Annotated in this window: 17 protein-coding genes; 7 read left to right on the top strand and 10 right to left on the bottom strand. The window is 59.5% G+C overall.

The window, feature by feature from the left end; all coding sequences use genetic code 11:
* Nucleotides 1–4 precede the first annotated feature (4 nt).
* Nucleotides 5–1201, top strand: a complete 1197-nt coding sequence (locus tag QOV41_RS06380; RefSeq protein ID WP_284581201.1) for an ROK family transcriptional regulator — start codon at nucleotides 5–7, stop codon at nucleotides 1199–1201.
* 117 nt (nucleotides 1202–1318) lie between these two features.
* Here QOV41_RS06380 and QOV41_RS06375 read toward each other — a convergent pair whose 3' ends face one another.
* From QOV41_RS06375 to QOV41_RS06355, 5 genes are all read right to left on the bottom strand, one after another.
* Nucleotides 1319–2269, bottom strand: coding sequence for a D-ribose ABC transporter substrate-binding protein (locus QOV41_RS06375; protein ID WP_284580288.1), 951 nt, complete (start codon nucleotides 2267–2269; stop codon nucleotides 1319–1321).
* A gap of 305 nt (nucleotides 2270–2574) precedes the next feature.
* Complete coding sequence (locus QOV41_RS06370) at nucleotides 2575–3414, bottom strand: DeoR/GlpR family DNA-binding transcription regulator (RefSeq protein ID WP_284580287.1); 840 nt, start codon at nucleotides 3412–3414, stop codon at nucleotides 2575–2577.
* Between the two features lie 30 nt (nucleotides 3415–3444).
* Nucleotides 3445–4497 carry an ABC transporter permease gene (locus QOV41_RS06365; protein WP_284580286.1) on the bottom strand — a complete coding sequence of 351 codons (1053 nt, stop codon included), beginning with the start codon at nucleotides 4495–4497 and terminating at the stop codon, nucleotides 3445–3447.
* Nucleotides 4498–4508: 11 nt separating this feature from the next.
* Nucleotides 4509–6041 carry a sugar ABC transporter ATP-binding protein gene (locus QOV41_RS06360; RefSeq protein WP_284580285.1) on the bottom strand — a complete coding sequence of 511 codons (1533 nt, stop codon included), beginning with the start codon at nucleotides 6039–6041 and terminating at the stop codon, nucleotides 4509–4511.
* Nucleotides 6038–6667: a DUF2291 family protein gene (locus QOV41_RS06355; RefSeq protein ID WP_284580284.1), complete on the bottom strand. Its 630-nt coding sequence runs from the start codon at nucleotides 6665–6667 to the stop codon at nucleotides 6038–6040. The genes QOV41_RS06360 and QOV41_RS06355 overlap by 4 nt, the downstream gene beginning before the upstream one ends.
* A 244-nt stretch (nucleotides 6668–6911) precedes the next feature.
* Here QOV41_RS06355 and QOV41_RS06350 point away from each other — a divergent pair, with 244 nt between their 5' ends.
* From QOV41_RS06350 to QOV41_RS06330, 5 genes are read left to right on the top strand one after another with little or no spacing between them, the layout of a single operon-like run.
* Entirely contained in the window at nucleotides 6912–7751 is an 840-nt protein-coding gene (locus QOV41_RS06350) for a transketolase (protein WP_350150772.1), read from the top strand.
* The gene (locus QOV41_RS06345; RefSeq protein WP_284580283.1) at nucleotides 7751–8704 is read left to right on the top strand and encodes a transketolase family protein; all 954 of its coding nucleotides are present in this window, start codon (nucleotides 7751–7753) and stop codon (nucleotides 8702–8704) included. Before QOV41_RS06350 ends, QOV41_RS06345 begins: the two co-directional genes overlap by 1 nt.
* Nucleotides 8701–10200 carry an FGGY family carbohydrate kinase gene (locus QOV41_RS06340; RefSeq protein ID WP_284580282.1) on the top strand — a complete coding sequence of 500 codons (1500 nt, stop codon included), beginning with the start codon at nucleotides 8701–8703 and terminating at the stop codon, nucleotides 10198–10200. The genes QOV41_RS06345 and QOV41_RS06340 overlap by 4 nt, the downstream gene beginning before the upstream one ends.
* A complete protein-coding gene (locus tag QOV41_RS06335) occupies nucleotides 10200–11183 on the top strand; it encodes a sugar phosphate isomerase/epimerase family protein (protein ID WP_284580281.1) in 984 nt (327 codons plus the stop codon). The genes QOV41_RS06340 and QOV41_RS06335 overlap by 1 nt, the downstream gene beginning before the upstream one ends.
* A gap of 2 nt (nucleotides 11184–11185) precedes the next feature.
* A complete protein-coding gene (locus QOV41_RS06330; protein WP_284580280.1) occupies nucleotides 11186–12091 on the top strand; it encodes a nucleoside hydrolase in 906 nt (301 codons plus the stop codon).
* Between the two features lie 394 nt (nucleotides 12092–12485).
* On the opposite strand, the gene QOV41_RS06325 is transcribed toward QOV41_RS06330, so the two are convergent.
* The 5 genes from QOV41_RS06325 to QOV41_RS06305 all read right to left on the bottom strand — a co-directional run bounded on the left by QOV41_RS06325 (nucleotide 12486) and on the right by QOV41_RS06305 (nucleotide 19028).
* The gene (locus QOV41_RS06325; protein ID WP_284580278.1) at nucleotides 12486–13559 is read right to left on the bottom strand and encodes an ABC transporter ATP-binding protein; all 1074 of its coding nucleotides are present in this window, start codon (nucleotides 13557–13559) and stop codon (nucleotides 12486–12488) included.
* A gap of 4 nt (nucleotides 13560–13563) precedes the next feature.
* Nucleotides 13564–14391 carry a carbohydrate ABC transporter permease gene (locus QOV41_RS06320; protein ID WP_284580277.1) on the bottom strand — a complete coding sequence of 276 codons (828 nt, stop codon included), beginning with the start codon at nucleotides 14389–14391 and terminating at the stop codon, nucleotides 13564–13566.
* Nucleotides 14388–15287, bottom strand: coding sequence for a carbohydrate ABC transporter permease (locus QOV41_RS06315; RefSeq protein WP_415926770.1), 900 nt, complete (start codon nucleotides 15285–15287; stop codon nucleotides 14388–14390). The genes QOV41_RS06320 and QOV41_RS06315 overlap by 4 nt, the downstream gene beginning before the upstream one ends.
* Nucleotides 15288–15369: 82 nt before the next feature.
* Nucleotides 15370–16659: an ABC transporter substrate-binding protein gene (locus tag QOV41_RS06310; RefSeq protein ID WP_284580273.1), complete on the bottom strand. Its 1290-nt coding sequence runs from the start codon at nucleotides 16657–16659 to the stop codon at nucleotides 15370–15372.
* A 59-nt stretch (nucleotides 16660–16718) separates the two neighbouring features.
* Nucleotides 16719–19028 carry an alpha-L-rhamnosidase gene (locus QOV41_RS06305; RefSeq protein WP_284580272.1) on the bottom strand — a complete coding sequence of 770 codons (2310 nt, stop codon included), beginning with the start codon at nucleotides 19026–19028 and terminating at the stop codon, nucleotides 16719–16721.
* A gap of 196 nt (nucleotides 19029–19224) precedes the next feature.
* Here QOV41_RS06305 and QOV41_RS06300 point away from each other — a divergent pair, with 196 nt between their 5' ends.
* Nucleotides 19225–20238 (top strand): LacI family DNA-binding transcriptional regulator, encoded by a 1014-nt coding sequence (locus QOV41_RS06300; RefSeq protein ID WP_284580270.1) that lies wholly within the window; start codon nucleotides 19225–19227, stop codon nucleotides 20236–20238.
* Nucleotides 20239–20244: the final 6 nt, after the last annotated feature.

Raw genomic sequence — 20244 nt, 5'->3', positions numbered from 1 at the left:
CAATATGAACACTGGAGACCTTCACGGCCTCTTCTACGACCGTCGGGCAGATTCTCCGGCTGCCAAAGTGGTCCGTGCACTTAGTGGACACGGAGCCGTCAGCGCTTCCCAACTCGCGCGTACAACCGGACTCGCCCGCTCCACAGTTTCCACCACTCTTGGCGAATTGAAGCGCTCAAGCCTCGTGGTGGAAGTTGAGACCACCACTCGACAAGCCGCGTCCGCTGGCCGTCCCGCCCTAGCCCATTCGCTTAACCCTGGGGCGGGAACCTGCGTGGGCATCTTGCTGGGCCTCAATGAGATCAGGATCATCCTGGCGGACGTAGCTCACACAGTTCTGGCAGAGAGTTTGCTTCCGCTGGAGAGTGACTATGGACCCGAACGCGCGGCCCGCGCCGTCCGTCACGCTATCGACACTCTCTACAAAGAGCACGGCCTGTCTTATGCAGGGTTGCTCGGAGCGGGTTTCGCAGTAGCGGGCCCACTTGCTCCAGACGGTTTGATAATGCGAGCTTCCATGTTGCCGACCTGGGCCGGCGTCGACCTCCGTGCGGTTTTTGCACATGTGCTCGAAAAACCCATTTTTGCTGACAATGAAAGCAACTGCGCAGCTTTGGCTGAGATGATGTGGGGAGCAGCCGCTGGCGCTGAGGACTTCGTTTTCTTTAAACTAGACGCTGGAGTGGGCGGCGCAGTGATCGTCAACGGAAGGGTTCTTAGCGGCACGTCCGGAGCTGCCGGCGAGTTTGGACACGTGGTGCTAGACCCTCATGGCCCCCTCTGCCGCTGCGGCAATCGGGGGTGCCTGGAAATGTACGTGAGCACCCTGAGTCTTGTACGAGAAGCACAGGTGAGGATGGGCCGGACGACCAAGATCGAGGAAGTCATCAGCCTCGCTGCAGCGGGAGACGTGGGGCTCCAGCGGTTGCTCAGCGACGCAGGGGAAGCCGCCGGTCGCAGCCTCGCTGCCGTGGGCAGCATCCTCAATCCGCCGCTGTTTGTAATCGGAGGTGTTCTAGCGACTGCGGGCGACCTCGTTGTGGCGCCTTTGCGCGCTGCTTACGAGAAACACGCACTCATCAAAATGAGTGATGTGGGCCAAGGGAAATATCCGAACTTCTTGCGGGGCCGCTTCCTAACCAACGACAACTGCATGGGCGCAGTCGGCCTGGTTCTACGGCATAGTGGCCGAATCGCATAGCGATCCCCTTCTGTCTTGTCGCTGGCAAGTGCGGGGTGCACGAGCCCCTCTCGTGGACTGGGCACAAAAAATCCCGGGCGGCAGGCCCGGGATACAGTGCTCTAGGGAGGTCAAATCCTATTGTGCATCGTTGAGCTGAAAGGTGTCCAACTGGGCCGCATTGCTCTCATCAATACGCACGGCATCCATGGAGATCTTCTCGTCCTCGCCGGTCGAGCCTTCGTTAAGGAACTTGTCGGCCAACTCAACGGCGTACTGAGCTTGCCTATACGCAGGTTGCAGAACGGTGGCAGTGATCTTGCCGGCAAGGATTGCATCGCGCACATCGTTGGATCCGTCGAATCCGACGATCACGACGTCGTACCGTCCCGCAGCTTCTAGCGCTGCAAGGGCCCCCATCGCCATGGTGTCGTTTCCGGCAATGACACCCTTGATGTCCGGGTTTGCCTGAAGGATAGACTCCATCTTCGTGAAAGCTTCGGTTTGGCTCCAGTTTGCCGACTGCTGTGCCACCATTTCCATATCTGGGTATTGGTCGATCACGTCGTGATATCCCGCCGAGCGGACGCCCGCATTAGTGTCGGACTCTTTGCCGGTGAGCTCTACGTAGTTGCCCTCCTCGCCCATCGCCTCAACGAAAGCCTCCGCTCCGAGCGTCGCTCCCTGGTAGTTGTTGGAGACGATCTGGGCTTCGGCAACGCCCGTGGCGTTGATTTCACGATCAATGAGAAACGACGGAATGCCTGCGTCTTTCGCCTTCTGGACTGCCGCGACTGAAGCGTCGGCACCGGCGTTGTCAAGGATGATCGCCTCGGCACCGGCGGCAATGGCTGAGTCGATCAGCTGGTTCTGCTTATTGGCGTCGTCATCGTGTGAATACACCTGCGTCGTGTAGCCTAGCTCCTCCGCCCGCGCTTTTGCGCCTTCCGCTTCCGCTGCAAAGAACGGGTTGTCGTGGCTGGGTGTAATGATCACGATTAAATCGCCATCTTGGCCAACTACGGGCATGGTCAGGGCAGCGCCTGCCAATGCACTGAACGCAATAGCCGCCGCTTTTACAAGTTTCATGTCAGTCCTCCTATTGACCTCTCGGGTCGGGCACGCAATCGGCTGCCTTATCGGCAATTAGCTTTTTTTTCGTTTGCTGATGATTACTCACTGTTCACGAGGAGTCAATAAGCGGAATTTGCGTAGAATGCGTCGGCAGACCGCCGCCTCCGGACATAGGCAGGACTGTTGAGTGGAGTCGGCGATCGGCCCCACCATTTTGTTCACTGCGCAGCTTTACCGAAATCGCGAGGTGTTCCCTGCCAACGGCGCTCGCGATGGGGTGAACAACGAATTTTGGATCAGAGCTGTCGATTGGCCCGCTATCAGGCGATAATGACTTCGATTCCGCGCCGCTCAAATTCGGCTCGCTCTCGGTCAGCTATTCCGTCGTCCGTGATAAAGCCGCCTATCAGATCAAGCGGGCCGAGGGACGAAAACGAAGTTCGGCCGATTTTAGTGCTGTCAGCAACTAGATATACTTTCGACGCAGCCTTGATCATAGCTCGCTTCACGTACAGGTCGGCCATTGCCGGGAAGGTGAGGCCAGCTTCGAAAGACACGGCCGCAGTCGCCAGAAAGAGCTTCTCGGCGAATACCCCGTTGAAAAAATCTCCCGACTTTTCGCCGGTAACCGAAAGGGTCGGCGCCTTGAACTGCCCACCCGACAGGTGGACGGCCATGGTCGGCAACCCTCCCAGCAGCAGGGCGATATTGATCGCATTCGTGATCACGTTCAGATTTTGGTGCCCGGTGAGATTGTTGGCGATCTCAGTCGTCGTGGAGCCAGCATCGAGGATGATGGTCTCACCATTGCCCACAAGTGATGCCGCCACTCGACCGATCCGTTTTTTCCGGTCCATGTTCTCCAGGTGCTGCAGCGACATTGACTGCACCTGTTGTGGTACGGACTTCAGGTAGGCACCACCATGCTCACGCACCACATAGCCGTCAGCATCCAGCCTCTCCAGGTCCTGACGGATAGTCGCTTCGGAAACGGAAAAAGCCTGCGAGAGTTCGCGGACCCGGGCACTTCCCTCTTCTTGCAGCCACTCAAGAATCTTCATCCGGCGCGGCTCGGCGAGCAGGTTCTGCCGCGACGCGTCGCTTGTAGGCTTCCGCCTTCTGCGTACCGGCGTATCGCTGATTGCCTTGACTTCGGCCACTGGGTCGCTCTCCGGATGTTTTCCTAGGCTCTAACCTTGGCGCGTGTTGGCGGCAAGTCTGCGTTGCAGCTGATCGAGCACAACAGCCGCAATAATCACCAAGCCTTTGATCACCATCTGCCAAAATTCGGAAACGCCCATCATCACCAGCCCGTCACTCAAGACACCAATGACGAAGGCGCCGATGATTGTACCGCCAATAAGCCCCCTCCCGCCCGATAAAGAAGTGCCGCCTAGAACAGCCGCGGCAATCGCATTGAGTTCGAAGGTTTCCCCGCTCGCTGGATGGGCTGCCACCAATTGGGACGAGACGATCAGTCCCACCACGGCAGCACAAAAACCAGAGATCATATAGACAGCGATCTTGATCCGATCGACCCGAACACCGGAGAGCGCCGCAGCTCTCTCGTTGCCTCCCACCGCGTAGACCTTCCTGCCAAATGGAGTTCGCTGCGCGACGTAAGCGGCTACCAGCGCAAGAACGATCAGGATGATAATCGGAACCGGTACGCCCAAGATCTGGCCTGATCCAATGATGGGATAGCCTTGATTGTCCAGTTCCGGCTGCCCCACCAGGTTGGAGAAGGTGGCACCGTTCGAGAGCAGCAGCGCCGCACCGCGAGCCACATAGAGCGTGCCTAGCGTCGCGATAAAGGGCGCCACCCCAAGCTTTGTCACCAATAAGCCGTTTATCGCCCCGATGGCAGTTCCCACGACAAGTGCTATCAGCACGACTTCGATCACATTGGGGTAAATCACTATGCCGAGCATCGGCAACTGCAAACCGTGAACGAGCAGGCCACCAGCGACCATCCCCGTCAAGCCAACTATCGAGCCCACCGATAGATCGATGCCCCCGGTGAGGATCACATAGGTCATCCCGATAGCGAGGATCGCATTAATGGCGACGTGCTTCGAGATGATTACCGCGTTGGCGACCGACACAAAGTTCGGGGCCATAAAGGCGAAGAACAGTGTTACAGCGATTAGCGCAATGAAAGTCCGAAGCTTGAGAAGCAGGAGCAGCGCCGACGCGTTGCCAGTCTGTGGCGAATTCCCGGTGGCAGAAACAGTGGAGGACATGGGGCTACTCCTTAGGCGACAGCCGGCTCTTCAAACTTGGGGGTGGAGGCACGGACCAGAGCCTCGTCGGTGGCATCTTCAGCCCTGAGGTCTGCAGTGATGCGGCCGGAAGCCATGACCAAAATACGGTCGGCTACTGCGTGAGTCTCTTTGAGGTCCGAAGTGGTGTAGACCACGGCGAGGCCGCCGTCTGCCAGTTCGCGCATAGTCGAGAAGACTTCTGCCTTGGCGCCGATGTCGATGCCACGGCTAGGCTCGTCCAGCAGCAGCACGCGCGGTTGGGTCAAGAGAGATTTTCCTATCACCACCTTCTGCTGGTTGCCTCCCGAAAGAGACGTGATGGGAGCGTCAGGACCCGCCGCCTTGATATGAAGCCGCTTCATGATGTCTTGAAGGAGCGGCGCCTCGGCCTGCTTTGAAATGGAAAAGAACCGCGTGAATCGGCGCAGGCTGGCCAGCCCCAGATTACCGCCGACCGAGAGGTTCTGCACCAGGCCGTCACGTTGCCGGTCTTCGGGCACGAGCAAGAGCCCTGCAGCCATCCTCTTCGCAACCGAATGTCCACTGAGTTCCCGAGCTTCGAGCCGCACCGATCCAGTCACCTCCGAACGGAGGCCGTATAGGCTTTCGAAAAGTTCGGTCCGGCCTGCCCCCAGCAAACCATAGATCGCAGTGATCTCGCCGCTATGAAATGAGACCGAGACGTTGTCCACGGCCATGCCATGACCACGGCGCGACAAGCTCAGAGCGTCCACTTCCAGCACAGCGGGGCCTGGAGGTCCGGCAGGCGGCCTCTTGGCGGCAACCTCCTCGGACCCCAGCATCTTCGAGATGATCCACGGAATGGTGACATCAGCCCGTGGCGCCGTAGCGGCCAGCCGGCCGTCCCGCAGAACGGTGAAGTAATCGCCGATGCGAGTGAGCTCCTCCAGTCGGTGCGAGATGTAGATGATCGCCACGCCAGCGCGTTTGAGCTCACCGATGACACGAAACAGCACCTCCACCTCGGATGCGGAGAGCGCAGAGGTCGGCTCGTCCATGATGAGTATCTGGGCGTCTTCGGCCAGTGCCTTGGCGATTTCGACAATCTGCTGCTCACCGATCATCAAGTCGGCGACCTCAGCATCCGGGTCGATGTCATGCTCGAGTAGCTTCATGAGCTCGGCTGTGCGCCGTCTTTGCTCCGCTCGATCGATGTGGAAACCAACCTTAGTGATGTCGCGGCCCAGAAAAACGTTCTCGGTGACACTCAAGTTGGGGCACAGGTTTAGTTCCTGAAAGACGATGCCGATGCCCTGCTCCGCAGCGTCGCGGATCGAGGAGAAACTCACCAGCTTCCCCTGCATAGAAATTTTGCCGAGCGTCGGGCGCTCGACGCCAGCTAAAATCTTCATCAGCGTCGACTTGCCGGCGCCGTTCTCGCCTATCAGCACGTTGACCGACCCGGCGTACACATCGAAATCGACGTCCTGCAGCGCCACCGTACCCGGGAACGCTTTGGTGATCGCGCGGGCGCTCAGAACTACACCAGCGTCCCCGGTCATGGTGCGACCTCCAGAGATACCGGTGTTATCAGCACATCATCGCCTGCGCGGCTCACACTGATCGCCCCTGTGAATGTGACCATCTCTCCCACAGAGATCGCGCTCGCGACTTCGGCAATACCTTCGAAAGCCAATGCAGTGAGTGCTTTGCCGGCATTGGCGTATTCGAGCTGATTGGTGAAGTCTTTGAAGGACACAAACGGCAACGCGTCTCGAATGGCATTGCCGCGGATAACTGGACCAATCTGGATTGTAACCGGCTCCGCCATTCCTTCGACCGCCACCTCGAGTATGCCCGCCCGTGACTCGGTGTTCTTGGCTACGACCTTTCCGCTGCCCGAAACCACGAAGCTCCACGGAGAACCTTCGCCTGCCCGGTACCCAAATCTGGTTCCCGCGACCTCGAGATCAGCAGTGATGACTGGAACAACTTCGCCGACGGGCTTTGCCGTCTCCCCGAAGTAAGGCAAAGCCCGGGGATCCCAGAGCTCCTGCGCGAAAGTCTCTCCATTGAATCCGGCAGGCGCAGCAGCTTGTTGCTCGGCAATCTGCACAACTTTGCAGCCTGACAGGGAAAATGCAGCAGCGAAAAGGATCACGGTCCACCTCAGGCGCCGCTTGGCCATCAGATTCTCCTCAAGCATTTCGCCGACCATTCTGGTTCATTGCGATTTTTTGTGTTTTGTTGTATATGTGACGTAGATTTCTACCTCATGTCAACGGCAATATCTCAGCAAACCCTAGGCCTACGGCACGAAACTGAAACCGCAAAAATCACGAATTTTTCGCGTTGCATACAGCAACCCCCAAGGCTAAGCTAAATGACAAAAGCTCCCATGGGCCTACTCAACCGCGCCAGAGGAACAGCAATTGCCCCCCGCTAACCCAGACCTCCGCAATGACATCATTGCAGCCATCAAAGACCGCGCCCTTTGGATACGCCGTCGCAGCTTCCAGATGGTCTATGATGCCCAACTGGGACACCCCGGCGGCGACTTCAGCGCCAGCGACATCCTAGCGACGCTGTACTTCGGTGTGATGCGTTACGACCCAAAGGCGCCGCAGGATCCGGCTCGAGATCGGTTCGTCATGAGCAAGGGGCATTGCACCGGAGCCTTCTATTCCGCTCTCGCGGCTGCGGGCTACTTCCCCGAAGAAGAACTCAAAACCTACATGGAGCCGCTCTCCAAGCTCAACGGCCATCCCAACCGCAACTACTTACCCGGCGTAGAAACAAATACTGGCCCCCTCGGTCACGGCCTCCCGGTTGCGGTCGGCATTGCAGCTGCGGGGCAGATGGACGGCGCAAGTTTTCGGACCTTTGTGCTTACTGGTGACGGCGAACTACAGGAAGGCAGCAACTGGGAAGCAGCGCTCACTGCGGGACACCGTAAGCTGGAAAATCTCACCGTCGTTGTTGATCGCAATCGACTGCAGCAAGGTGCCCGCACCGAGGAGACGGCCACGCTGGACCCTCTGGACGACAAGTGGAAAGCGTTCGGCTGGCGTGTGGAAGTGGTGGATGGTCATGACCCTGGTGCACTGCTCGAAGTGCTGTCTGCTTCTCCCAAGGGACGTGGAAAGCCTCTCTGCGTAGTCGCAAACACTTTCAAAGGTAAGGGCGTCAGTTTCATGCACGACAACGTTGCCTGGCACCATGGAGTGCCCAACAAGGAACAATACGAGCAAGCCATGGCGGAACTGGTCTAATGAGTGCTGCCCCTAAGAAAGACGGATACTTCGACTGCCGAGACAGCTTCGCCTCGGCGATAGAAGCTTTGGCGGAAGCTGACCCCCGCATTGTGACAGTGGTGAGCGACAGCGTGGGCTCTTCTAAGCTCGGCGGGTTTCGCAAGAAGTTTCCCGAGAGGATGGTGAACGTTGGCATCGCCGAGCAGACCTTGGTCGCGGTCGGCGCCGGCCTTGCCAACGGTGGCAAGGTGCCGTTTGTCTCGGCCGCCTCATGCTTCCTAACCGCCCGTGCGATGGAACAGATCAAAGCCGATATCGCATACTCCAACGTGAACGTAAAACTCGTCGGTCAATCCAGCGGCGTGGCTTATGGAGAACTTGGGCCAACGCATCACTCAATCGAAGACCTTGCCTGGCTACGCCTGTTCAACAATCTGACCTTGGTTGTGCCTGCGGACCCATGGCAAACAGAACAGGCCATCCGGGCGGCCGCGGAGATCGATGGACCAGTTTTCATTCGGGTCAGCAGAATGCCTGTCCCGGCACTCGACCGTTCCCACGCCGTTTTCGAGTTTGGCAAGGCAGAAACTTTGGTGGAGGGCACTGAAGCGACGATTATCGCTAATGGCACCATGGTGCACCGGGCGGTGGCTGCCGCCAAGCAACTTGCCAGCGAAGGTATCTCCGCGCGAGTTGTCAATATGGCAACAGTCAACCCGCTCGACCAGCAAGCTATCCTGGACGCCGCTAGCACGGGCGCCATAGTAACAGTCGAAGAGCACTCTGTCCGGGGCGGCCTCGGAGGAGCAGTTGCAGAATTGGTGGCCAGCAACGATCCAGTTCCAATGCGGATCATGGGCTTTCCAGGGTTTCTCCCCACAGGTTCGGCCGAGTGGTTGATGGAGCATTTTGGGCTCACCGAACCTGGGATTGCCGATGCCGTTCGTCAGACGATCGCTCGCAAGAAATGACAGCGTCGGGATTCGTTCTGGCAGTGGACCAGGGCACAACGAACACGAAGGCGCTCCTCGTAAACGCCAACGGGGAGATCGTCGATCAAGCCTCTGTGCCGAATATGGTCAGTTATCCGCAATCCGGTTGGGCCGAACAGTCCGCAACAGCTCTTATGGAGGGCGTGCTCAAGGCAATAGAGGACGTGCTGAGCAAGTCTGGCTCCCGCCAAGAGGTCGCCGCCGTCGCCATTTCCAATCAGCGGGAGTCGATTGTTGTGTGGGACGCGGAGACCGGAGTGCCGGTGGGCCCTTGTATCACTTGGCAGTGCCGTCGTTCGGCGCCCAAATGCGAAGCCCTGCACGCTGCGGGTTTTTCGCACATGGTCGAGCAGAAGACGGGGCTCACCCTCGATCCACTTTTTCCGGCTGCTAAGATTGCGTGGCTCCTCGACAATGTAGAAGGGGCACGGGCACGAGCAGAGAACGGGAAACTCCGGGCGGGAACCGTTGACACCTGGCTGCTTTGGAATCTCACTGGGGGTACTGTGCACTGCACGGATCATTCCAATGCATCACGGACACAGCTCTTCGACACCGCTGCTCTGCGGTGGGATGAAGAACTCAGCCGCTTATTCTCAGTGCCACTGAGCATGATGCCCGAAGTGCGTCCATCCAACTCACTCTTCGGTTGTGTGGCAGCCGGCGTAAGCGCTCTGCCCGCCGGGACACCAATTCATGCCATGATTGGAGACTCCCATGCAGCGCTCTACGGCCACGGTGTGCGGACTACAGGGGCAGTGAAGGCGACATATGGCACTGGCAGCTCCTTGATGGCGCTCACGGGAGCGCGAGTGCTCTCCAGCCGAGGGATATCCAGCACCATCGCGTGGAGCACTGCCGACGGACCAGTCTACGCACTGGAAGGTAATATCTCCGTTTCTGGGCAGTCCGCTGCTTTTATGGCTGAGCTACTGGGCCTCAAGGACGCTGCACAGCTTTCGGACCTCGCCTCGAGCGTCCCGGACAGCAATGGCGTAGTCTTCGTGCCAGCCTTGGTTGGATTGGGCGCACCGCACTGGCGAGCTGATGCCAGGGGGACGTTAACCGGTCTCTCTCTGGGCACAAAGCCAGCCCACCTCGCCCGCGCAGCCATTGAAGCGATCGCCTTTCAGGTCACTGATGTGTTTGCTGCCATGGAGCACGACTCCGGCGCTTCTCTGTCCGATCTGCGGGCGGACGGAGGAGCCTCCCGGAACAGCGTCCTCATGCAGTTTCAAGCCGACATGATCGGCCGCCCCGTGGCGACGTCCGCTGCAGCAGAAGTCAGCGCCCTAGGGGCCGCCGCGCTGGCTTTCTCAGGCTTTGGACAGTTTTTAGAAGCTGTGCCGTTCGCCAGCCGTTTCGCGCCGCAGATGTCGGATACAGCCCGCGCGGCTAACCTTTTGCGCTGGCAACATGCCATCGCCCAAACGCTCACCGGGTCAGCAAAGCACCCGACAACAGGAGGATTCTAATGGCTCAACGTTTCGGCGCTGGCATCTGGCACTTTGCCACCTACCTTGACCGCTATGCCACCGACGGCTACGGCGTTCCGCGCAACATTATCGAAGCCATCGATCTCGCCGGCCGCGTCGAGGATCTTTCCGTGGTCGACCTCAACTGGCCATATTTCGGGGGTGAGTACAGCGACGCGCAGATCAAGGAGGCGCTCGAGCGCAACAAGCTCGGCGTCATCGGCATCACGCCCGAAATCTACACCCGCGACTTCGTCAAGGGTGCCTTCACAAATCCAGATGCTGGCATTCGCCGCAAGGCCCACGAGCTGATCACTTCCGCTTGCGACGTCGTCCGCTTCCATAAGGCCGATTATGTAAAGCTGTGGCCTGGCCAGGACGGTTGGGACTACCCCTTCCAAGTCGATTATTCAACCCAGTGGCAGCGCTCGCTTGACGGCGTCGGTCAGCTCGCCTCCGAGAACCCGGACCTCAAGTTCGTCATCGAGTACAAGCCGCGCGAACCTCGCGTCCGCATGAGCTTCGGGTCGGTCGCCCGTACCATCCTGGGTATCGAAAAGATCGGCTTGCCGAACGTCGGCATACTGCTCGACTTCGGTCACGCCATCATGGGCGGTGAGTCCGCCGCCGATTCAGCCCAACTCGCGCTTGATCACGGCCGCCTTTTTGGCATGGACGTCAACGACAACTATCGCTCCTGGGACGACGACCTTGTTGCCGGCAGTTTGCATCCCATCGAGCTCTTTGAATTTTTCTATGTGCTCAAGAAGAACAAGTGGGAAGGTGTATGGCAGCTCGATCAGTTCCCCTTCCGCGAGGATAGCGTCGCCACGGCCACGCACGCCATCGATTTCCTCAAGGCTGCTGCCAAAGGCCTTGACGCTCTGGACGTAGACGCCCTCCAAGAAGCCCAAAGCCGGCACGACGCGATTAGCGCCCTCAAAATCGCTCAAAAAGCGCTGTTCGGCGCGATGGGAGAATAAGCATGACAACGCTTCCTCGTGAAAAGCGGGCGCGCCTCATTCTCAACACCGACGCCAAGAACGAGGCGGACGATCAGTTTACTATCGTTCATGCCCTTCTGACACCCACCTTCGACTTTCACGGCATCATTGCCGCGCATTTCGGTGACCACCGTTCCAAAACCTCGATGGAGGACAGCCGAAAGGAGATCGACCACTTGCTCCACTTGATGGACCTGTCTGGACGTATTCCGGTGGCAAACGGCGCCGCAACCGCACTGCCCGACGAGCAAACACCGGTTCCCTCGCCCGGCGCACAGATGATCATCGACGAAGCGATGAAGAACGACGATCGCCCGCTCTATGTGGCCTTCCTTGGCCCTTTAACCGACATGGCCTCGGCCATCCTTATGGAGCCCAGGTTGAACCAGCGCAATGTCATTTGCGTCTGGATTGGTGGTGGCACCTGGCCTTCAGGCGGCCGCGAGTTCAATCTCATGAATGATATTGGGGCGGCCAATGTCGTCATGCGCTCCAAGGTGCAAGTCTGGCAAATTCCATCGACAGTCTATCGTATGATGGCGGTCAGCTATGCCGAGCTACAGGAACGCTGCGAGGACAAGGGACAGATCGGCAAATACCTCGTCGACCAACTCATCGAATGGAACCTACGCGTTCACAACGGGCCCATCGAGCACCGCTCGCTGGGCGATACGCCAGCGCTGTCGGTTATTCTCAATCCGATGGGCGGGATCTGCGATTGGCGCCCTGCTCCTGAGTTCAGCCCGCACATGCACTATGTTCATACTGGCCAACACAGGCCGATCAAGGTCTACGAGTCCATCGACGTCCGCTACATCCTTGAGGATTTTTACGCCAAACTGGCCCGCTTTCACCGCGGTGTGCAGGCTCTCGCTAAATTCGGGTAGTCGAAACAGATTTTCTCGATCAGGTCACACCACCAGCCGAGGCTGGTGGTGTTCCTTTTGGAGCGACACAATCAGACACCACCGTCGTCGAGGTCTCAGGCGGCACACGAGCCTTGCAGCCGCCAGAGGCGACCGTCGCAGTTGAACCAAAAGGCTGCATTAAGGAAGCCGCCGTCTTAGATGGGATTGCCTGTGGTGAAGGGTTTTGGGATGCCGTTTGGCGTCGCAAACCCTTCACCATTTCAGCCATTCACTGTGGCCAGATAACTTCCCGAAAGCAGTCAGTCCGCTTCTGCGTCTGGTCTTGAATGAGAGTTGATGAGAGCGGGTCATCACCGACACACCGCCGTTTTTACGCCGGCGGGCTTCAGGACCTCATTGCCGAAAAACTCCGTCAGCGGGCTGAACCTGCCTCGTCAAATAGCAGGGCGTCAGTCGGAGTGAAGCCCAATACAATGCTTTGGCCCGGCCGCAAGACCCGATCGCCATCCAAAACGGCCATAATGGTCGTACCACTGGGCAGGGTCACGCTGACATTAGTTTCGTTGCCCAAGCGCTCGACGAGAGCCACCTGCCCCACCACACTGCCGCTTTCGGCTAGCCGGAGCGCGTGCGGCCGGACGCCGAGCTTGACGTTGTCACCCGGCTTGAGGCCCTCGCCGCGTGCGGCAATCGTCGAAGCCGCGAGGTCTTTGCTGGAAACACGCACCGTGGTGCCCTCCGCCGCATCAACTGTCGCGGGGAGGAGGTTCATCTTGGGCGAGCCGATAAAGCCGGCAACGAAGAGGTTGGCCGGGTGCTGGTAAAGCTCGATCGGCGAGCCAACCTGCTGCACGACCCCGGCGTCGAGCACGACGATCTTGTCGGCCAGCGTCATGGCTTCCACCTGATCGTGCGTGACATAGATCATGGTCGAGCCCAGGTCCTGATGCAGCCGCGCCAGTTCCATGCGCATGTCGACACGCAGGGCAGCATCAAGGTTGGAGAGAGGCTCGTCGAAGAGAAAAACCTCCGGCTGGCGCACGATTGCGCGGCCGATGGCGACGCGCTGGCGCTGGCCACCGGAAAGCTGGCTCGGCTTGCGATCGAGCAGATGCTCCATCTGCAACACGCGGGCTGCGTCGCGAATTTTTTGATCGCGTACATCCTTGGGCGTCCTGGCCAGCTTCAACCCGAAGCCGACGTTGTCGTAGACCGTCATATGCGGGTAAAGCGCATAGGACTGGAACACCATGGCGATGCCGCGGTCGCGCGGCTCGACATCATTGACGACGCGGTCGCCGATCACCAATTCGCCGGCGGAAATGTCCTCGAGTCCAGCAATCATGCGCAGCAGCGTGGATTTTCCGCAGCCCGAGGGGCCGACGAACACCACGAACTCGCCATGGTCGATGTGAAGGTCGACGCCCTTGATGACCTCGACCTTTCCATAGTTCTTGCGCAGCGATTTCAGTTCAAGTCCGGCCATTGCGTTATCCCTTGACGGCGCCCGCGGTCATGCCCGCCACGATCTGCCGGTTGAAGAACAGGAAGACGATGAGCGGCGGGATGGTGATCAGCAGGATATTGGTGAACAGGAGGTTGTAAGCGGTGCTGAACTGGCTCTGGAAGTTGAACAGCGTCAGCTGCACCGTCGCATTGGCATTGCCCGGCAGGTAATAGAGGGGGTTGGTGAAATCGTTGAAGATGCCCACCGATTGCACCACGATATTGGTCACCGTCACCGGCCAGAGCATGGGCAGGATGATGCGGAAAAACACGTCGAGAGGCCGAGCACCGTCAATGACCGCCGCCTCGTCCATGTCCTTGGGTATGGTGGCGATAAAGGCGCGGTACAAGATGATCGAAAAGGGCAGATTGTAGGCTACTTCGATCAGGATCATGCCGTGCAGCGTGCCGAACAGCTTGAGCCCCTGCAGCACCCAGATGGTCGGTACCACCGCTGGAGGCACCATGAGGCCAGCCAGGATCAGGAACTCGATCAGCGGGTTCCAGCGCGTCTTGCGCCGCGCCAGGATGAAGCCAACCATGGCGGCCAGGATCACGAGGAGGGTGACGCTAACTACGGTGATGATGGTGGAATTGATGAAGGCGGTAATCATCATCCAGTTGCGCGTCTGGATCACCTCGACGACATTGTCCCAGAGATGGAAGCCGGTGGGCCAGGAAAAGTCGCGCAGCGCCGATTGTGGGCGGTCCTTGAATGCCATCAGCACGATGAACAGGAACGGGATCACGAAAACCACGAAGGTCGCGGCGATCGCGGCGATGCCGCCGATGAGGGGAGCCCGCTGCTTCATTCGTGTCCCTGCTTGCGGTTGAGCAACATGGTCAGCGGCACGACCAGGACGGCGATGAGGATGAAGAGCACCACATTGCCCGCCGTCGAGAGCCCGTAAAAGCCGGCCTGGTACTGCTTGTAGATCACCGATGCGATCGTGTCGGAGGCAAAGCCGGGGCCGCCCTTGGTCATGGCCCAGATGAGGTCGAAGGTGCGCAGTCCGCCGATAAAGGAGAGGGTGATCACCGTCGCCGTCGCCGGCCGCATCAGCGGCAGCGTGACGTAGAGGAAGTTCTGCCACTTGGTCGCGCCATCGATGCGCGCAGCCTCGTAGTAGTCCTTTGGGATGGCCACGACACCGGCGATATAGATCACAGTGGCAAGACCGACACCCTTCCAGACGTCCACCAGCGCGACCGAGATCAGCGCCAGTTTCGGATCGACCAGCCATCCGGGCCCGGCAATCCCCAGCATCGCCAGCGTTTCGTTGATCATGCCCTGGGTGGGGTGCATCAGCACGGTGAAGGTGATGCCGACACCGACGGTCGAGACCAGCACCGGGAAAAAGATCACCGAGCGCAGATAGCCGCGCGCCACGATCTGGCTAGTCAGCATGATCGCCAGTGCCATGCCGAGAACGACCTTGAGCCCGGACGAGATCAGCGCATAAGTCAGCGTGTTGAGAAGGCCCTGCACCAGGAACGGCTCGCGAAAGAACTGCGCGAAATTGTCAAAGCCGATGAACACACTGTCGAACAGCGTCCAGCGCGTCAGACTGAAGTACAGCGAGGCAAAGGTGGGAGCGAGGAACAGCGCAGCATAGATGATGGCGGCGGGCAGATAGAACCAGCCCGGATAAGCCGAGCGCTTGCGCGCCCTTCCGGCCCGGTCCTGTGCGCCGCTGACGTTTGCCATGCTGGAAACAGTCATTGCCTCGTCCCTCGGAATGCTTGGCGGCCCGGATGGATTTCCACTCCGGGCCGCCGGTTACAAGCGCTTACCAGGCAGCAATGCCGAGCTGCTGTGCCTGCTTGCGCACGTCTTCGTCGTAGAGAGCAGCAGCGCTTGCCGCGTCACGGCTGCCGGTGCCCACTTCCACCAGGATCTGCTCGAGTGCAGGACCCTTGATGGGCGAGAGGAACTCAAGGGCCGGCGCGTTCTGGCCGCCTTCCTCGAAGTAGGGCAGCATGTCGGAAACGGCGGGCGGCACATCGGCCGGAAGTTCACAACCTGCCACCATATAGGGGCCGGTGGCACCAACCGCCTCGTTGCGCACTTCACAGCCTTCAGGGCTGGCCAGGAACGCAACGAAGTCCTTTGCCAATTCCGGGTTTGCCGCGTTCTGGGGAATGTAGACAGAGTCCGGGAGCCAGGTGGTCAGGCCGTTGCTCTCGGCGTTGTCACCGGGCTGCGCAAAGAAACCGACGTCGTCGAGATAATCTGGTGCGGTTTCCGCAATGGCCCCGATTGCAAAGGTCAGCATGGGATAGTGGGCGCCTTCGCCCATGGCAACCATACGCACACCGTCAGCATAGGTAGCGGCCCCCGCATCGGCATTGAAGTAACCGGCTTCAGCAACTGCCTGCAGTCGCTCAAAGCCACGCATCGCTGCCGGACTGGTGGCGAACTTGGCTTCGTTGGCCGTGAACTTCTCGGCGAAGTCAGGCTCTTCTGCCAGCACGTTGAAGAAATCGGAAAGCACGAAGAGCTGGCTGGTCCAGGTGTCGCCGTAGGTCTGGATTACCGCGACATGACCAGCTTCCTTGATGGCTTCGTTGTTGGCCATGAACTCGTCCCAGGTGGTCGGGATTTCGAGACCAAGCTCCTCATAGATAGGCTTGTTGTAGAGGATGCCGCCGCCCATGGCCGGTGCGAACGGAGCACCGTAAACTTCGCCGCCAGCAGACACCACGGTCTTGAAGCTCTCCTGGACGTTGTCTTGGAAAGGTTCATCGGTCAGGGGCATCAGGTTCTGCGTCGGGTTGATCGCCTGGAACAGCGAGCCGGAATTATAGGAGAAAACGTCGGCCATGGCGCCAGTGGCCAGGCGCGTTTTGACGATGTTGTCGCCATCGCCGCCGCCGGGACGCACTTCGATGTCGATGGTGACGTCCGGGTTCTTGGCCTTGTAGGCCTCGGCCCAGGCTTCCATGATCGCAACGGATTGTGGACCGTTGTCGGTCAGGATCGACAGATTGCCCGATTGCTGGGCCTGAACGGCGCTCGCCGTCAGCAGCATGCCCAGCACGCTGGCGCCCATCAGGGCAGAAGTCTTTGTCTTGGTCATTCGTCTACCTCCCTTTCGGTCCGAGTTCCGGACCATTGCTGAAACTGTTCGATCGCTGCCTAAGGCGTTGTGGCATTGACCTGTGATTTGGCACGATCCTGCCGCTTGGTCGGCGCGTAGGAGAACGTGATGGCGTGCTTGCCCGGGGCGAGCGCAGCGCCATCGGCCACGTCCGAGCCGTCGAGTGTGGCGTTGCGATACACGTCGGCGAGACGCAGCGTGCCGCGCGTACCCTCCGGCACCACGATCTCGTAGTGCACCTGGTCACCCTCGACCCTCCAGCCGGCACGGATCAGCCCCTTGGGGCTGTCATGATGCGCCTGGACTGGCGAAAGTCCATCGATGATGGTGGGCTCGAAGATGATGTGCTCGAAGCCGGGCGCTTCGGGATCGGGCCGGAAGCCTGCGACCCCCTCGAGCAGCCACTGGCATACCGCACCATAGGCATAGTGGTTGTAGGAATTCATCTGCGGATTATAGATGCTGCCATCGGACTGGATCGCGTCCCAGCGTTCCCAGATGGTGGTTGCCCCCATCTTGACCTGGTAGAGCCAGCCGGGAACCTCTTCCTGGAGGAACACATCAGCCACCAGGCCCCATTCGCCGATCTTCACCAGCGCCGGCAGGAGGGCCGGGGTGCCGATGAAACCGGTGCCGATGCGGCCGGCAGAGCGAGCGATGGCGTTCTTGAAATAACCCTTCGCAGCGTCCTGTTTTTCAGCCGGGATCAGGTCATGGAGGAAGGCCAGTGCATAAGATGTCTGGTCGTCGCCCCCAACGCGCCCCGATGCAGTGATGAATTCGCGCTGGAAGGCCTCACGCACTTCGGCGGCCGCGGCTTCCAAACGCTGCGCTTCATCATCCTGGCCCGCAATGCGTGCGATCCGCGCTACATGGCTAGCCGCAATGTAGAGGTAGATCGTCGCCGAAGCTTCATCGCTGATGGTGGGCAGCGGCTTCGCGCTCGGCCCACTCGGCTGCAGCCAGTCGCCAAAGGAGAACCCGCGGGCGCCCCAGTCACGCGGCGGCTGCACCACCGGACCGTCACTGATCGACCAGACGAAGTCGACCCACCTGATCATGTTGGGCAGCGCTTCGTTGAGGAATGCCACGTCGCCATAGTGCAGATAAAGCTGCCACGGCACGACCCAAACCGCGTCGCCCCAACCGGTCGACCCGTAAAAACCGGGATAGTGCTCGGGCTGCAGCCTTGTGGGATCGGGCACGACGTGCGGCACTGCGCCGTCATCGCGCTGGTCGGCCATCAGGTCGCGCATCCACTTGTGGAAGAACCCCTGAGACTCAGCCAAATACATAGCGGTGCTGGCAAAAACCTGAGCGTCGCCGGTCCAGCCGAGGCGCTCGTCACGTTGCGGACAGTCCGTCGGCACGTCGATGAAGTTGCCTCGCTGCGACCAGACCGTGTTGAGAAACAGCCGGTCGACCAGCGTGTTGCCCGAGGTGAAGCCCGCCTTGAGCTCGGTCACCGAGCTGATCGGCACCGACACCACTTGGCTGACCTCTGCATTCCCCTCGACGGTGATGCGGGCATAGCGGAAACCGTGGAAGGTGAAGTGCGGGCGGAATTGCTCGTCCCCCTGCCCCGCAAGAGTGTATTCGGTCCTTGCTTCGGCGGTGCGAAAGTTGACGTTGTAGAAATTGCCGTCCTTGTCGAGCACCTCGGCATGCTCGACGGTGACTTTGGCCCCGGCATCGCCGCGCACCGAATAGGCGACATAGCCGCCCACATTCTGCGCGAAGTCGTAGACGGTGCGACCTGCGGCATCGTTCCATTGCTTAACCGGCTGCAAGGCCGCGAGTTCACGCACCGGCTTGGTTTCCGACGCAACGAGCCTGCCGAATTCGAAGGCGATGGCTTCGCTGCCGCCGCTAGCCTCTACACCAACGCGGGCGTCGAAGATTTCACCAAAGTAGATGCCGGACTTCCGCACTGGCAATTCGCCGCTTTCCCAGCTGTCGTCAGTGGCAACGAGGACGGCACCGTCTGCACTGCTGCGCATTTCGGCAAGCGCGGCAACCTGGTCACCATAGGTGTTGAAAATCGGGAACTTGCCCCACATCAATTGGGAGCGATACCAGCCATCTGCCAGCCAGATCTCGATCGTGTTCTCACCGGCTGCCAAGAACTCGGAGACCGAATAGGTCTGGAAACTCAGGCGCTTGTCGTAGCTGGTCCAGCCTGGCGTCAGGATGTCATTGCCGACGCGCTTGCCGTTGATGAAGCAGATGTAGAGGCCTAGCGCACTGATCCGCAGCGTTTCGGAACCGCCGATCGACGCTACCGAAAAAGTCTTGCGCAAGAAGCTAGCCGGCGTGCCGACGCCGTTGTCCGCCAAGGGACGAACCATTTGAGCTGCCCAGCCGAATGCATTCGCTGCCGAAACATGCCCAAGTGCTGCGTCGTACACGCCTGAACCCTTCCCTTATAACGCCCACATTGGAGCAGTTGTAAAATGTTCTACGGCTAGCGTTCTACATCTTGAGCTGAATTGCAATAGGGTTTGATCACAGTTAAGCGAAAGGAGCGCATGGAGACGTCACCGAATGACCGAGATGAAGTTGCCAAAGAGGCCTGGTCGCGTGACCATACGTCATGTGGCGCAAGACGCCGGTGTTTCCGTCGCCGCTGTCTCAAAGGTGATGCGGGACGCATATGGCGTCAGCGAGACGTTGCGCCAGAAAGTTCGCGCTTCAATGGAGAAGCTCAGCTACCGTCCCCTCGCGTCCGCCCGCGGCCTGCGCGGCCGCACCTACACGCTCGGCATTCTGTTCCCGGATATGCGAAACCCGTTTTTCGCCGACATTTTTGACGGTGTCTCCTCCGCCCTTGCGCGCACACAGTACCAGGCCATGCAGGGCGTCTCCGTGCATGCCAACGATCTCGTCGAGGCCATGATCGACCGGCAGATGGACGGCTTCATCCTGATTGGCCCCAACGAAGAGTCGGCACGACTCGATGAGCTTGCCATGCGCATACCACTGGTGTTGGTCGGTCATTTTGAGCCAACCGCCCGCCTGCTCGACACCGTCAACAACGATGACCAGCTCGGCGCGAAGCTTGTCGTGCGGCACCTGGCGAGCAGTGGTTACCGCAACATAGCGATGGTTAGTCTCAACCGGGAGCCGTCCACCATTATTCGGCAACGAGAGCTGGGCTACCGCATCGAGATGATGGAACAAGGCCTCGGTATGGCGATACAAATTATTCGATCTTCGCAAACTTTGCGCGAGGTCCAGGCCTGCATTCGGAAAATCCTTGAATGCCCCGACCGTCCTGATGCGCTCTTCTGCTGGACCGACCTCATCGCCATCGAGGCGATCAGCGTCGCCACTGAACTTGGCCTCTCCATTCCCGAAGACATCGCCATCGTCGGTTATGACAACACCATGTACTGTGACTTCGCGCAGAACCGGCTGACCAGCGTCGACCAATCCGGTGAGCTGCTGGGCCTTCAGGCTGCGCGGCTTCTGATCGAGCGAATCGAGGGACGCGCACACGCCGAACATTTTGTAGTCACCCCTCGGATCGTCGCTCGCGCCAGTTCGCGACGCGCCTAGGTCAGA

The sequence above is a fragment of the Devosia sp. RR2S18 genome, from assembly GCF_030177755.1.
In the GTDB taxonomy this organism is placed as follows: domain Bacteria; phylum Pseudomonadota; class Alphaproteobacteria; order Rhizobiales; family Devosiaceae; genus Devosia; species Devosia rhizosphaerae.
This window is presented reverse-complemented; position numbering and strand designations above follow the sequence as displayed.